Source organism: Streptomyces globosus (assembly GCF_003325375.1).
GTDB lineage: Bacteria > Actinomycetota > Actinomycetes > Streptomycetales > Streptomycetaceae > Streptomyces > Streptomyces globosus_A.
The window spans coordinates 343,017-355,546 of sequence record NZ_CP030862.1 but is presented as its reverse complement, the minus strand read 5'-3'; the positions used below and the strand labels follow the sequence as shown (position 1 = coordinate 355,546).

Below are 12,530 nucleotides of genomic sequence, written 5' to 3'. Positions count from 1 at the left end.
GTCCGTAAGTGTACGTAGGAAGAAATGAGCAAGAACCATCACGGGTGGGGACAGGTCCGGCGCGTGCACGTGCATCTGCCCTTGCATCCAGCTTCTGCATTCGGAACGATGGTGCCGCGCACCTGCGTGCTCTTCGCGCCGGCGCCGGACCGACCCACCCCGCAGTTCTTTCTGGACGCAAGCCGCCGCCACGTCCGCGAATCCCGGGAGTGCCTCGCATGGGGACGAATGGATCGACCATGCTCGAGCCGTTACGGCAGGGCCTGCCCCCGGTCGACCCCACGGCTGTGTCCGGGTCTGCCTCCTGCTCCCTCCCCGCCCGCTTCGAGGCGGTGCGCGGGGCCCGTACGTTCACCCGCTCGACGCTGGCCCAGTGGGGCCTCGACGAGCGCTTCGACGACGTGGCCCTCGTCGTCTCCGAGCTCGTCACCAACGCGCTGCGCCACGCCCTTCCCGGGGACCCGCGGCCGCCGGGGGCGGGGAGCGGAGAGCCGGAGGCCGCCGTGCGGCTGCACCTGATGCGGTGGAGCTCCCGCCTGGTGTGCGCGGTGCGCGACCCCAGCGAGGACCGGCCGGGCGGCACGTTCGAACCGGAGCACACGGAGGAGAACTGCGACCTGGAGTCGGGGCGCGGACTGTTCCTCGTGGACGCCTACAGCGACAGCTGGGGCTGGCACCCGCTCGCGGGCCGGCTCACCGGCAAGGTCGTGTGGGCGCTGTTCATGCTCCCCGAGTAGGCGGCGGCGCGGCGGGGCAGGGGTTCCGCACGGCGCACCGGCCGGGATCGATCATGAACGATCGATCCCGGCCAGTGCACGTGCACGGCTGGATCTGTGGCACCGTTCCAGAGTCTTCCGAGCCCGGCCCTCAGTGGATCAGGTGGTCGAACTCGCCGTCCTTGACGCCCAGGAGGAGCGCCTCGATCTCGGCCGGCGTGTAGACGAGAGCCGGTCCGTCCGGGAACCGCGAATTGCGCACGGCGACGGCGCCGCCCGGCAGTTTCGCGAACTCCACGCAGGAGCCCTGCGAGTTGCTGTGCTTGCTCTTCTGCCAGGTCACCCCGTCGAGTTCTGCAGCTGCCATCCCGTTGTACGCGTGGTCCACAGGAAGCCCCCGATAGTGCAGATGTCAACTCCACCGGATCATAGCTGTGTTCACGGGCGCCTGCATGGGCAGATGCACGTGCACGCGGAGGGTGCTGCCCCGGTCACGGTGAGGGGCAACGGAACCAAACCCTCCGCTGACGGGGCGGCAACAGAGGGCTACGGAGCCAGCGGACGGCGCCGCGCGCCGTCCCCCACCCTGGCCTGATCTGCGGCGGCCGTCCCGTCGTTCCACCCGGCAAGGTCGGTCGCCCCGCGCAGCCGGGTGCTGACGGTCTTCGGGAACATCTCGTCGGCCCGGGCGGTGACGGCGACATCGCGGGCCACCAGCGCCGGCAGGTTGTCCGGCGCCCCGCCCGCCGTGTGCTCCGCCGTCTCGGCGAGCCGCTGACCGAGCCGACTGGCGTAGGCGAGCAGGAACGACTGCCGGAACGTCTTCGTACGCTTGCGGCCGCCCGCCCGCTGCCCGGCCTCCGCCCGCGTCATGGCGGCCGTCCCCTGCACGAGCAGCGAGGTGTACAGCAGCTCCACCGCCTCCAGGTCGCTCTCGAAGCCGACCACCGTGGAGAACCCGAAGGCGCTGTTCCACACCGCCCGGCACCGGTTGGCCCCGGCGACCGCGTCGAGCAGCACCGCCTTCGCCTCCTCGTACGGCGGCTCCACCCCGATCCGGCAGGCCGACGGCGCCTGCACGGGCGCCTTGCCGCTTGCCGCGAGCAGGGCTTCGTCCACGGTGTGCCGGGCCATCAGCTCCTGCGCCTTGGCACTGAGCGCCTCCGCCTCCTCCGGGTACGGGGTGGCCTCGGCCTTGGCCAGGAGCGCCCGGATGCGGCCGAGCATGCGCGGCTCGATGTGCACGTGCGCGAGGGCATCGGCAGCAGGGTCCCCCGGCACAGGGGCGACCGGCTCGATCGCCGGAAGCCGGATCAGCAGCCGGAACACCTCCAGCACGGCCGTTGCCAGCGAGAACCGGTCCGCCCTCTCCCGCCGGGCAAGCCGCTCCCCGTACCCGGAGTCGTCGCCCCACCACACCTCGGCGGCGGTCCACCGCTCGGGCAGCCGCGCATAGCGGCGCGCCTCCGCCGCGACCAGATCGGCGGTGATCCGCAGATGCCGCTCGGCAAGGTCCCGCCGCACGAGCCGCATCACGTCCGCGGGCTGCCACCCCCGCTCCCAGGCCTGCCGCAGGTACCCCTCGCCCCGTGCGAGCAGCTCCCGCGCCACCCCGCCCCACTGCTGCCCGTCGGCAGCCAGCAGCGAGGCCCCGGCATCCAGCCCGGCATCCCCCTGCCCATAAAGCGCCAGCTCACAGCCCCGCTCAACAATGCCCTTCACCCCACCACCTTCCCACGCCGCCGCCCTCGCCCCCGCACCCCGATCCCCCGCACCCCGACCGCCTCCACCGGTCAGCGCGGGCGGGCCCCGCGGCCGCAGGCGGCAGCCGCGGCACACGGACCGAGCCGCAGCCCCGCTGTCAGCCCCCGGTGGGACACTCGCATGCATGAGCGACCCCGCACCCCGTTGGGCCCTGGCCGAAGACGCCGAGGGCCACTGGCAGGCGGCCGCCCTGACCCCCGCCCCCACGCCCCCCGTCCGCGTACGCGACCCCGCGGAGGCCGTCCGCACCGCCCCCGCCGGGACCCGCTGGATCTGGCGCTCCACGGCGGCCGTGTACCCCCGCCTCCTGGCCGCCGGCCTCCGCGTCGACCGCTGCTACGACATCGAGGTCGCCGAGCTGCTGCTCCTCGGCCACGAGGGCCGATCCGGCGAGCCCCGCTCGGCCGCGGCCGCATGGGCCCGCCTCACGGGTGCGCCCGTACCGCCCGATCCTCCGGCGCGCGCGGCAGCGCCCGGCGCGCAGGACTCCCTGTTCGATCCGCAGCCCGCGCCCCTTCCCCTCGATGCGCTGCTCGCCGTCTACGAGGACCAGACCCGCCGCCACGGCGCCGCCGCCCACCCGGACCGCATGCGCCTGCTGACGGCCGCGGAGTCGGCGGCGTTCCTGATCGCGGCGGAGATGCACCGCGCCGGCATGCCGTGGCGGGCGGACACCCACCGCGCCCTGCTCACGGACCTGCTGGGCGAGCGCTACGCAGGCGGCGGGGAGCCCCGCCGCCTGGCCGAGCTGGCGGACGCCGTGTCCGCGGCGTTCGGCCGCCGCGTCCGCCCCGACCTTCCGGCGGACGTCACGAAGGCCTTCGCCCAGGCGGGCATCCGCCTGACCTCGACCCGCCGCTGGGAGATCGAGGGCCTGGACCATCCGGCCGTCGCGCCGCTCCTCGCGTACAAGAAGCTGTACCGCATCTACACCGCGCACGGCTGGGCCTGGCTCCAGGACTGGGTCAGGGACGGCCGCTTCCGTCCCGAGTTCGTCCCCGGCGGCACCCTGACCGGGCGCTGGGTGACCAACGGCGGCGGCGCCCTGCAGATCCCCAAGGTCATCCGCCGGGCGGTCGTCGCGGACCCCGGCTGGCGCCTGGTCGTCGCGGACGCCGACCAGCTGGAGCCGCGGGTGCTCGCCGCGATCTCCCGCGATCCGGCGTTCATGGCGGTGGCGGGCCGCGCGGAGGACCTGTACACGGCAGTATCCCGCCAGGGCTTCTCAGGCGACCGGGAGATGGCGAAGATCGCCGTACTGGGCGCCGTGTACGGCCAGACGTCCGGCGACGGCCTGAAGAACCTGGCTGCGCTGCGCCGCCGCTTCCCGCAGGCGGTCGCGTACGTGGACGAGGCGGCGCGGGCCGGCGAGGAGGGCCGCCTCGTGCGGACCTGGCTGGGCCGCACCTGCCCGCCGCCCGCACGCTCCGGCCCGGCCGGCGAGGACCCGTACGGCGAGGCCGGCATCCCGCAGGAGCCGGACACCCCTCCCGCGGACGGGACTCCCACCCGGAACGACGCCTGGACTCCGAGCTACGCCTCGACGAACACCCGGGCCCGCGGCCGCTTCACCCGCAACTTCGTGGTGCAGGGCAGCGCCGCCGACTGGGCGCTGCTGATGCTGGCAGCGCTGCGGCAGTCGATCGCGGCCGCGGGGATGCGGGCGGAGCTGGTGTTCTTCCAGCACGACGAGGTGATAGTCCACTGCCCGGCCGAGGAGGCGCAAGCGGTCGCGGAGGCGGTCCGCGCGGCCGGCGACCGCGCCGCCCGTATCGCCTTCGGCGACACTCCGGTCCGCTTCCCGTTCACCACGGCGATCGTGGAGTGCTACGCGGACGCCAAGTGAGGATCACTTCCCGGCGGCGGGCTGAGCGGGCAGCGAGAAGACGTTGTCGGGAGACACGATCCTCGTGATGGCCTCGCCGAACAACGTGCTCGGCTCCTCCCCCTCGGCGGAGATGTCGGTGTTGAGCAGCACCACCAGCGTCGCCTGCGCCTCCGGCAGGTACAGGGTCAGGGACTGGTAGCCCGGCAGGGACCCGTTGTGCCCGACCCAGCCGTGGTCGAGGAAGATCCCCAGCCCGTACCCCGTCCCGGGCAGCGCCGGATCCACGTCAAGCCGCTCCTTCTGCGTCTCCGGCTCCAGCAGCGTGCCGGTGGCGACGACGCGGGCCCACTTGCGCAGGTCGGCGAGGTCGGAGTACATGGCTCCGGCAGCCCACCCCCACGACGGGTTCCAGTCGGCGGTCTCCTCGACCTTCCCGTCGGCGGTCTGGTCGGTGTACCCCTGCGCGTGCGGCGTCGGCCACGCGGCACCGGGCGGCAGCGCGGTCCGCTTCAACCCGGCCGGCCTGACGACCTCATCTGCAAGGAAGTCACCCAGCCCCCTCCCGCTCACCTTCTCGATGACGAGCCCGAGCAGGATCAGGTTGGTGTTGCAGTAGTCGAACTTGGCGCCCGGCTCGAAGAGCACCGGATGCTTGAACGAGTACGCGAGCAGCTGCTGCGGCGTGAACGGCCGCTGCGGATCACTGGTCAGCGCCTTGAAGAACCCCTCGTCCTCGGAGTAGTTGAAGAGCCCGCTGCGCATCCCGGCGAGCTGCCGCAACGTGATCCGGTCCCCGTTCGGAACACCGGAGACGTACTTCCCGATGGGATCGTCGAGCCCGACCTTCCCGTCATCGACGAGCCGCAGCAGCGCGGTGACCGTGAAGGTCTTGGTCTCGCTCCCGATACGCATGTACAGACCGGTGTCCATGGGCGCCCCGGTCGCCTTGTCGGCAACACCGAACGTACGGACGTACTCGCCCTTGCCGGGCGCCGACACGGCCACCATCACCCCGGGCACCCGGGCGTCGACCATGACCTTCCGCACGGCATCATCCAGCTGCTGCGCCACGGCGGGCGTGATCCGGACGACATCCCCGTCATCCCGCACGGGCGCCGCAACACGAGTCGGCGCTCCCGCCTCCAGGGCGTACCCGGGCGCCCCGCCGAGCGGCACCGCCACGAGCCCCGCCGCGACCACTCCCACCGCCGCCTTGCGCCACCGTGTCACCATCCCGGCCTCCCAAGCAGAGCCCCTTCCACGCTAGCCCCGCCCCCCACCCCCGGCGACCGCTGCCCACCACACCGGGCCGCGGAGGCGCAGGTAGAACGGCCTGCGCCCATCGGGCCCAAGGCACAGAAAAAGCCCAGGTCAGAAGCATCTGACCTGGGCTGTATCCGAGCCGCCTTCGGGATTCGAACCCGAGACCTACGCATTACGAGTGCGTTGCTCTGGCCAACTGAGCTAAGGCGGCACCGCCGGTAGACAAGTGTTCCCCTGGCGGGGTTCGCTCATCAGCAGCGGCGCCTAGTCTACAGGCTCGGGAGGGGTGCCCCGAACCGGGTTCCGGGGCGGGCCGCCGCCGCGGCTTACGTGCACTTTTTGCCGTTCTGCGGCGGCTTGCCCTCCAGGAGGTACGTGTTGATCGCGTTGTCGATGCACGTGCTGCCGCGGCCGTATGCCGTGTGGCCGTCGCCGTCGTAGGTGAGGAGGACGCCCGAGTCGAGCTGGCCCGCCAGGGCCTGCGCCCACTTGTACGGGGTCGCCGGGTCGCGGAGGGTGCCGACCACGACGATCGGCGCGGCGCCCTTCGCCGTCAGGGGGCGGGCCGCCCCGGTGGCCTTGACCGGCCAGTACGTGCAGTTCAACGCGGCCCAGGCCAGGCCCGTGCCGAACACCGGGGACGCCTTGCGGAACGACGGGAGGGCCGCCTGGACGGCTTCGGGGCCGGAGAAGGAGGGCGGCTGGTCGAGGCAGTTCACAGCGGCGTTCGCGTACATCAGGTTCGCGTACCGGCCGTCGGGCTCGCGCTCGTAGTACGTGTCGGCGAGGGCGAGGAGGCCCGAGCCGTCGCCGTCCTGCGCCGCGGCGATCGCCTCGCGCAGCTGCGGCCAGGCGCTCTCGTCGTACAGGGCGGCGATCACGCCCGTCGTGGCGAGGGACTCGCCGAGCGGGCGGGCCGGGTCGCCGCTGGGCACCGGCTCCGCGTCGAGCGCCGTGAAGAACTCCCCGAGCCGGGCGGCCACCGCGTCCGGCCCTCCCTTGCCGAGCGGGCAGTCCGGCTGCTTCGCGCAGTCCCGGGCGAAGGAGCGGAAGGCGGTCTCGAAGCCGGCGGTCTGGTCGCGGTTCATGTCGATCGCGGAGCGGGAGGGGTCCATCGCCCCGTCCAGGACGAGCCGGCCGACCCGGGCGGGGAAGAGGTCCGCGTACGTGGCGCCGAGGAAGGTGCCGTACGAGGCGCCGACGTACGTCAGCTTCTCGTCGCCGAGCACCGCGCGCAGCATGTCCATGTCGCGGGCGGCGTCGACCGTGGAGACGTGCGGCAGGATGCGCTCCGAGCGCTCCCGGCAGGCGGCCGCGAACTCCTTGAAGGAGGCGACGAGCCGGGCGCGCTCCGCCTCGTCGTCGGGGGTCTGGTCCACCTGCGTGAACTTGTCCATGCCCGGCCCGGTCAGGCATTGGACGGGGCTGCTGCGGTCCACTCCGCGCGGGTCGAAGGACACCATGTCGTACTGGGCGCGTACGGACGCCGGGTAGCCGATGCCGGCGAAGGCCTGGAGGTAGCCGATGCCGGAGCCGCCCGGTCCGCCCGGGTTGACGAGCAGCGAGCCGAGGCGCTTGCCGGGGCCGGTGGCGGGGCGGCGGGCGATGGCGATGTCGATGTCCTGGCCGGACTCGGGGTGTGCGTAGTCCAGCGGGGCCTTCATCGTGGCGCACTGGAAGCCGGGGACACCGCAGTCGCGCCAGGCCGGCTTCTGCTCGTAGTACGGGCGCAGCGCGGCCGGGACGGCGGTCGGCTGTGCGGACGGGGTGGTGCCGCGGACCGCGGAGGCGGAGGCGCGGGAGGCCGTCGAGCCGTCCGAGGTGCAGCCGGAGAGCAGCAGCCCGGCCGCCGCAAGGGCGGTGCCGGTGGTGCGCAGGAGGCGACTGGTGTCCATCCTCGGAGACTACGTGCCGACGGGCGGCCCGGCCGGGTGGGCGCCGGGCGGCCGCCCGGACGGTGCCCGGTGTTCGCGTGCCGCCGCCGGGCGGTTCGCTCGTACGGGTGAGCGGTCAACCGCGGTCGACCAGGGCGGGCCGGCGGCCTCCGGCGGCCCCGGCGGCCTCCGGCGGCTGCGGCGGGCGGGCGGCCCGCCGCAGCGGGGCACGGCGGCTGTCAGCCCGCGCGGAGTGCCATCGTCATGGCCTCGACCGCGAGGAGCGGGGCCACGTTGCGGTCGAGGGCCTCGCGGCAGGCGCTGATCGCCTCGATCCGCCGCAGGGTGCGCTCGGGGCCGCCGGCCCGGGCGACCCGTTCGAGGTCGGGGCGCAGGTCCTCGTTGGCGAGGGCGAGGGCGCTGCCGAGCTGGAGGGCGAGGACATCGCGGTAGAAGCCGGTGAGGTCGGTCAGGGCGAGGTCGAGGCTGTCGCGCTGGGTGCGGGTGCGGCGGCGCTTCTGCCGGTCCTCCAGCTCCTTCATCACGCCGGCCGTGCCGCGCGGCAGCCGGCCGGAGGTGCCGGCTCCGGCGCCGAGGGCGGCCTTCAGCTCCTCGGTCTCCTTCGTGTCGACCTCCTCGGCGAGCTGCTTGGCGTCCTCTGCGGCGGCGTCGACGAGCTCCTGCGCGGCCTTCAGGCAGCCGCCGACGTCGCCGACGCGGAGCGGCAGCCTCAGGACGGAGGTGCGCCGGGTGCGGGCGGACTCGTCCTGGGCGAGCCTGCGGGCGCGGTCGAGGTGCCCCTGGGTGGCCCGGGCGGCGAAGGCGGCCATGTCGGGCGGGATGCCGTCGCGCCGCACGAGCACGTCCGCGACGGCCGCGACGGGCGGGGTCCGCAGCGTCAGGTGGCGGCAGCGGGATCGGATCGTGGGGAGCACGTCCTCCAGGGACGGGGCGCACAGCAGCCACACGGTCCGCGGAGCGGGCTCCTCCACGGCCTTCAGGAGGACGTTCGCGGCGCCCTCGGTCAGGCGGTCGGAGTCCTCCAGGACGATGACCTGCCAGCGGCCGACGGCCGGGGAGAGCTGGGCGCGGCGGACGAGGTCGCGGGTCTCCTTGACGCCGATGGACAGCAGGTCGGTCCGGACGACCTCCACGTCCGCGTGCGTGCCGACCATGGTGGTGTGGCAGCCGTCGCAGAAGCCGCAGCCGGGCTCGCCGCCGAGGGCCCGGTCGGGGCTGGTGCACTGCAGGGCGGCGGCGAAGGCGCGGGCCGCGGTGGCCCGGCCTGAGCCGGGCGGGCCGGTGAAGAGCCAGGCGTGGGTCATCTTGGACGCGGCGGGCGGCTCCTGCCCGGCCTCCACGGCCGTGACCAGGGCGTCGGCGTCACGGGCGGCCGCGGCAAGCTGTGCCTGCACCCGCTCCTGGCCCACCAGGTCGTCCCACACGGGCATCCCGCCCACCGCCTTCCAGGTACTGCTCATGTGCCATCCGCCATGCCGGCCGCACGGCCGCCGCCGGCCCGGCGCGTGCGCCCTCCAGTGTGACGCCAGCCGCCGACAGTCCCGACCACACGCCGGGTCCCTGCCGGCTGCCCGGCCCGGTGCCGGCCAGGCACCGCGACCGGGACCGGCCGCCGTCCCGGGTTCGGAGCCGGGCGCCTCCACCCCCACCTGCGGGTGCCCCGGGCGCCTCCCGGCGCCGGCATGGCCGAGCGCGCGGGCACCTCCGTGGCCTGCGTGCTGCCCGGTCAGTGGCGGCGGCGGCCGTTCTCGTCGTCTTCGTCGTCTTCGTCGTCGTGGCGCGGGCCGAGCAGTTCGTCCGCCAGGGTCGGCATGTCGTCGTCCCCGGCGGCGTCCTGCGCCCACGACGGGCGTGCGGCGCGCGGCCGGCCCGCTTCGTCGAGGAGCGGCAGTTCGCGGGTCACGTCGTCGTCGGAGTCCCGGAAGATGCCCGGCGGGACCCGGTCCGCCGGGTCGCGGTCGGGGCGCCGGGCCGTGGGCCTGACCGCCGAGTGCGCCTGGGGGCGCGGCCGGGGCGCGTCCGGGCGTACGGGCGGCAGGACAGCCGTCTCGTCGGCCGGGTCGGAGGCCGGCACAGGCGGCAGTACGGAGGTCTCGGCCGCCGGGTCGACCCGGTCGGCGGCGGGCCCGGCCGGGTCCGCCTTCGGCATCGGCACCGTCTGCGTCACGTCGTCCGGGCGGACGACCCGCTTCTCCACCGGCGGCCGGACCACCGGCGTCTCGACCGTCACCGCGTCGTCCGGGTGCGGCTCCTTGGTCATGGAGACCCGCGGGGCCGCCGCGGCCTTGCGGGCCGCTTCCGCCGCGGCGGCGGCCGCCTGGGCCTCCGCCAGCCGGCGCGCCTCCTCGGCCTTCAACAGCGCCTCCTCGGCGCGCCGCTGCTTCTCCCGGCGCCGCTCCTCGGCCTCGGCGCGCAGCCGGGCCTCCTCCTCCGCCTCGCGGCGCAGCCGCTCCTGCTCGGCGGCGCGGGCCTTCGCCTCGGCCTCGGCGCGCAGCCGTTCGGCCTCGGCGCGGGCGCGCGCCTCCTCCTCGGCCTGGCGTGCGGCGGCCTCCTCGGCGATCCGGCGCGCCTCGGCGAGCTCCGCCTCGGCCCGGAGGCGGGCTTCCTCGGCCTCGCGGGCCCGGCGGGCCTCCTCCTCGGCGCGCTGCCGCTCCTCCTCTGCCTTGCGGGCAGCCTCCTCCTCGGCGCGGCGCCGCGCCTCCTCCTCGGCCTTGCGGCGCGCCTCGGCCCGGGCGGCCTCCTCCGCCTCGGAGAGCGGGAGCATCCGGTCCAGGCGGTGGCGTACGACGGTGGCCACCGAGTCGGGGTCCTGCCCGGCGTCGACGACGAGGTAGCGGCCGGGGTCGGCCGCGGCCAGGGTGAGGAAGCCGGCCCGGACCCGCTGGTGGAACTCGGCGGGCTCCGACTCCAGCCGGTCGGGGGCTTCGGTGAACCGCTCGCGGGCGGTCTCCGGGGAGACGTCGAGCAGCACGGTCAGGTGGGGGACGAGCCCGTCGGTCGCCCAGCGCGAGATACGGGCGATCTCGGTCGGGGACAGGTCCCGGCCGGCGCCCTGGTAGGCCACGGAGGAGTCGATGTAGCGGTCGCTGATGACGACGGCGCCGCGCTCCAGGGCGGGCCGGACCACGGTGTCGACGTGCTCGGCGCGGTCGGCGGCGTACAGCAGGGCCTCGGCCCGGTTCGACAGCCCGGCGGAGGAGACGTCGAGCAGGATCGAGCGCAGGCGCTTGCCGACCGGGGTGGCGCCCGGCTCGCGCGTCACGACGACCTCGTGGCCCTTGCCCCGTATCCACTCGGCCAGGGCCTGGACCTGGGTGGACTTGCCGGCGCCGTCACCGCCTTCGAGGGCGATGAAGAACCCGGAGCCGGCCGGGGCCTGGAGCGGCTCCCCGCCGCGCAGCGCGTCGCGCAGGTCGCGGCGCAGGGGTACGCCGCCCCGGTCGTCGGCCTTGGCGAGCACGATCACGGCGACCGGCAGGAGCAGGACGCCGACGAGCATCAGCGTGTACGCCGCGCCGCCGTGCCGGAACACCAGCTCGCCGGCGGTCAGCCGGTGGGGGCCGATGCCGGCCGCCACGACGGGGGCGAGGAGCGCCCCGAGGCCGACCGCGACCCGTACGACGGCCTGCAGGTGCTCGGTGACGCGGCCGCGGCGGAGCTCCTCGGTCTCCTGGTCCAGCAGGGTGTGCCCGGTGTTCGCGGCGACGCCTGCGGCGGTGCCGGCGAGCAGCGACAGCAGCAGCACGGTCGCGGTGTCGGGCACCAGGCCGCTCAGCAGCAGCGCGGCGCCCGCGACCGCCGTGGCGAGGGCCAGCAGGCGGCGCCGGGACAGGGCGGGCAGCACCTTCCCGGCCTGGGTGGCGCGGATGCCGGCGGCGGTGCCGCCGAGCAGGGCCAGGACGAGCAGCGCGAAGGTGGCGGGACCGCCGCCGAGGTCGTACGCGTGGAGCACGGCGACGGCCGCGGCACCGGACACGGCTCCGGCGACGGCCGCGCAGGCCAGGACGAACAGCGGGATGGAACCGGTACGCCCCTTGTCGGGCCGGTCCCCCGCCTTGGGGGCGCGCAGCCCTTCCAGCGGCGAGCGCGGCCGCGGGGTCCGGCTCTCGGGCAGGACCAGCGGGACGAGCAGCGACAGGGACGCGGCGAACAGTCCGGCCGCCACGTACGAGCCGAGGGCGGCCTGGTTCGCGGCGAGCCAGTCCACGCCGAGGGCGAGCGCCTTGCCGATCAGGGTGGCGGCGAGCAGCACGGCCGCGGCGGCGGGCATCGCGGCGAACGAGGTGCGCAGGGTGAGCCGGCGCAGCGCGTCCAGGTGGTCGGGCAGCGGCCGTACGGCGGCGCCCTCGGGCGGCGCGGCGGGCAGCAGGCCGGGGGCGGCGCTGTCCTTGGCCGTGGTCCACAGCCGCTCGGCGGCGCCGGCGACGAAGACGGTGGCGAGCAGCGCGGTCAGCGCGTGCGCCGGGATCCAGTCGAGCCACAGCGGGGCGACGACGAACAGCCCGATCCGGATCCCGTCGGCCGCGATCATGGTCCAGCGGCGGTCGAGCTTGCCGCCGGGGGCGATGAGCCCCGCGAGCGGGCCGAGCAGGACGGCGCCGAAGAGCAGGGTCGCGGCGATGCGGACGCCGAAGACGGCCGCGATGGTCAGGGCCCAGCCGCGGTAGCCGCCGCCGAACACCTCCTGGGAGACGCCGGTCTGGAAGGCCAGCAGCACCAGGACCAGCAGGGCGAGGGCGTCGCCGATGCCGCTCACGAGCTGGGCGCTCCACAGCCGCCGCAGCCGGGGTGTGCGCAGCAGGGCGCGCACCGCCCGCTCGCGGGAGTCCGCGGCGAGGGCTTCGTCGTAGGAGGGGTTCACGGGGGCGGTCACGCCAGTCGGCTGCTCGGCTCGCGTCATCCGCCCAGCCTATCCGCTGCGCCGGACGGCTGCGGAGGCCTGTGGACAACCCCGGCGGCCCCCGCCCCGCGCCCCTCCGAACCCTCCTGCACCGCCTGCAGGGCCGGCTCCCGGCCGGGCCCGGACGCGCGGCGGGACGGTACCCCGCGCGCTCGCGCCGGTAC

Annotated in this window: 8 protein-coding genes and 1 tRNA gene; 2 read left to right on the top strand and 7 right to left on the bottom strand. The window is 75.2% G+C overall.

Going from position 1 to position 12,530, the window contains the following annotated elements; translation table 11 throughout:
• Window positions 1-218: 218 nt before the first annotated feature.
• On the top strand, window positions 219-737 hold the full coding sequence (locus C0216_RS01690; protein ID WP_114053533.1) for an ATP-binding protein: 519 nt from the start codon (window positions 219-221) through the stop codon (window positions 735-737).
• A gap of 130 nt (window positions 738-867) precedes the next feature.
• Here C0216_RS01690 and C0216_RS01685 read toward each other — a convergent pair whose 3' ends face one another.
• Together C0216_RS01685 and C0216_RS01680 are read right to left on the bottom strand one after the other, a co-directional pair.
• Window positions 868-1,104, bottom strand: a complete 237-nt coding sequence (locus C0216_RS01685; RefSeq protein WP_114053532.1) for a DUF397 domain-containing protein — start codon at window positions 1,102-1,104, stop codon at window positions 868-870.
• A 158-nt stretch (window positions 1,105-1,262) separates the two neighbouring features.
• Window positions 1,263-2,438, bottom strand: a complete 1,176-nt coding sequence (locus C0216_RS01680; RefSeq protein ID WP_174250330.1) for a DUF2786 domain-containing protein — start codon at window positions 2,436-2,438, stop codon at window positions 1,263-1,265.
• A 166-nt stretch (window positions 2,439-2,604) separates the two neighbouring features.
• Here C0216_RS01680 and C0216_RS01675 point away from each other — a divergent pair, with 166 nt between their 5' ends.
• Window positions 2,605-4,326 carry a bifunctional 3'-5' exonuclease/DNA polymerase gene (locus C0216_RS01675; protein WP_114053531.1) on the top strand — a complete coding sequence of 574 codons (1,722 nt, stop codon included), beginning with the start codon at window positions 2,605-2,607 and terminating at the stop codon, window positions 4,324-4,326.
• 3 nt (window positions 4,327-4,329) lie between these two features.
• Here C0216_RS01675 and C0216_RS01670 read toward each other — a convergent pair whose 3' ends face one another.
• The 5 genes from C0216_RS01670 to tmk form a co-directional block, all read right to left on the bottom strand.
• The gene (locus C0216_RS01670; RefSeq protein WP_114053530.1) at window positions 4,330-5,541 is read right to left on the bottom strand and encodes a serine hydrolase domain-containing protein; all 1,212 of its coding nucleotides are present in this window, start codon (window positions 5,539-5,541) and stop codon (window positions 4,330-4,332) included.
• A 167-nt stretch (window positions 5,542-5,708) separates the two neighbouring features.
• Window positions 5,709-5,782: transfer RNA gene (locus C0216_RS01665), tRNA-Thr, on the bottom strand.
• 115 nt (window positions 5,783-5,897) lie between these two features.
• A complete protein-coding gene (locus C0216_RS01660; RefSeq protein WP_114053529.1) occupies window positions 5,898-7,466 on the bottom strand; it encodes an alpha/beta hydrolase in 1,569 nt (522 codons plus the stop codon).
• Window positions 7,467-7,684: 218 nt separating this feature from the next.
• The gene (locus tag C0216_RS01655; protein WP_114058387.1) at window positions 7,685-8,896 is read right to left on the bottom strand and encodes a DNA polymerase III subunit delta'; all 1,212 of its coding nucleotides are present in this window, start codon (window positions 8,894-8,896) and stop codon (window positions 7,685-7,687) included.
• Window positions 8,897-9,192: 296 nt separating this feature from the next.
• Window positions 9,193-12,366: a dTMP kinase gene (gene tmk / locus C0216_RS01650; RefSeq protein ID WP_114053528.1), complete on the bottom strand. Its 3,174-nt coding sequence runs from the start codon at window positions 12,364-12,366 to the stop codon at window positions 9,193-9,195.
• Window positions 12,367-12,530 lie beyond the last annotated feature (164 nt).

Bases quoted from the DNA above. Each gene is read 5' to 3' on its own strand.
- tmk (WP_114053528.1), bottom strand. From the start codon at position 12,366: ATGACGCGAGCCGAGCAGCCGACTGGCGTGACCGCCCCCGTGAACCCC.
- C0216_RS01660 (WP_114053529.1), bottom strand. From the start codon at position 7,466: ATGGACACCAGTCGCCTCCTGCGCACCACCGGCACCGCCCTTGCGGCG.
- C0216_RS01655 (WP_114058387.1), bottom strand. From the start codon at position 8,896: ATGCCCGTGTGGGACGACCTGGTGGGCCAGGAGCGGGTGCAGGCACAG.
- C0216_RS01670 (WP_114053530.1), bottom strand. From the start codon at position 5,541: ATGGTGACACGGTGGCGCAAGGCGGCGGTGGGAGTGGTCGCGGCGGGG.
- C0216_RS01675 (WP_114053531.1), top strand. From the start codon at position 2,605: ATGAGCGACCCCGCACCCCGTTGGGCCCTGGCCGAAGACGCCGAGGGC.
- C0216_RS01690 (WP_114053533.1), top strand. From the start codon at position 219: ATGGGGACGAATGGATCGACCATGCTCGAGCCGTTACGGCAGGGCCTG.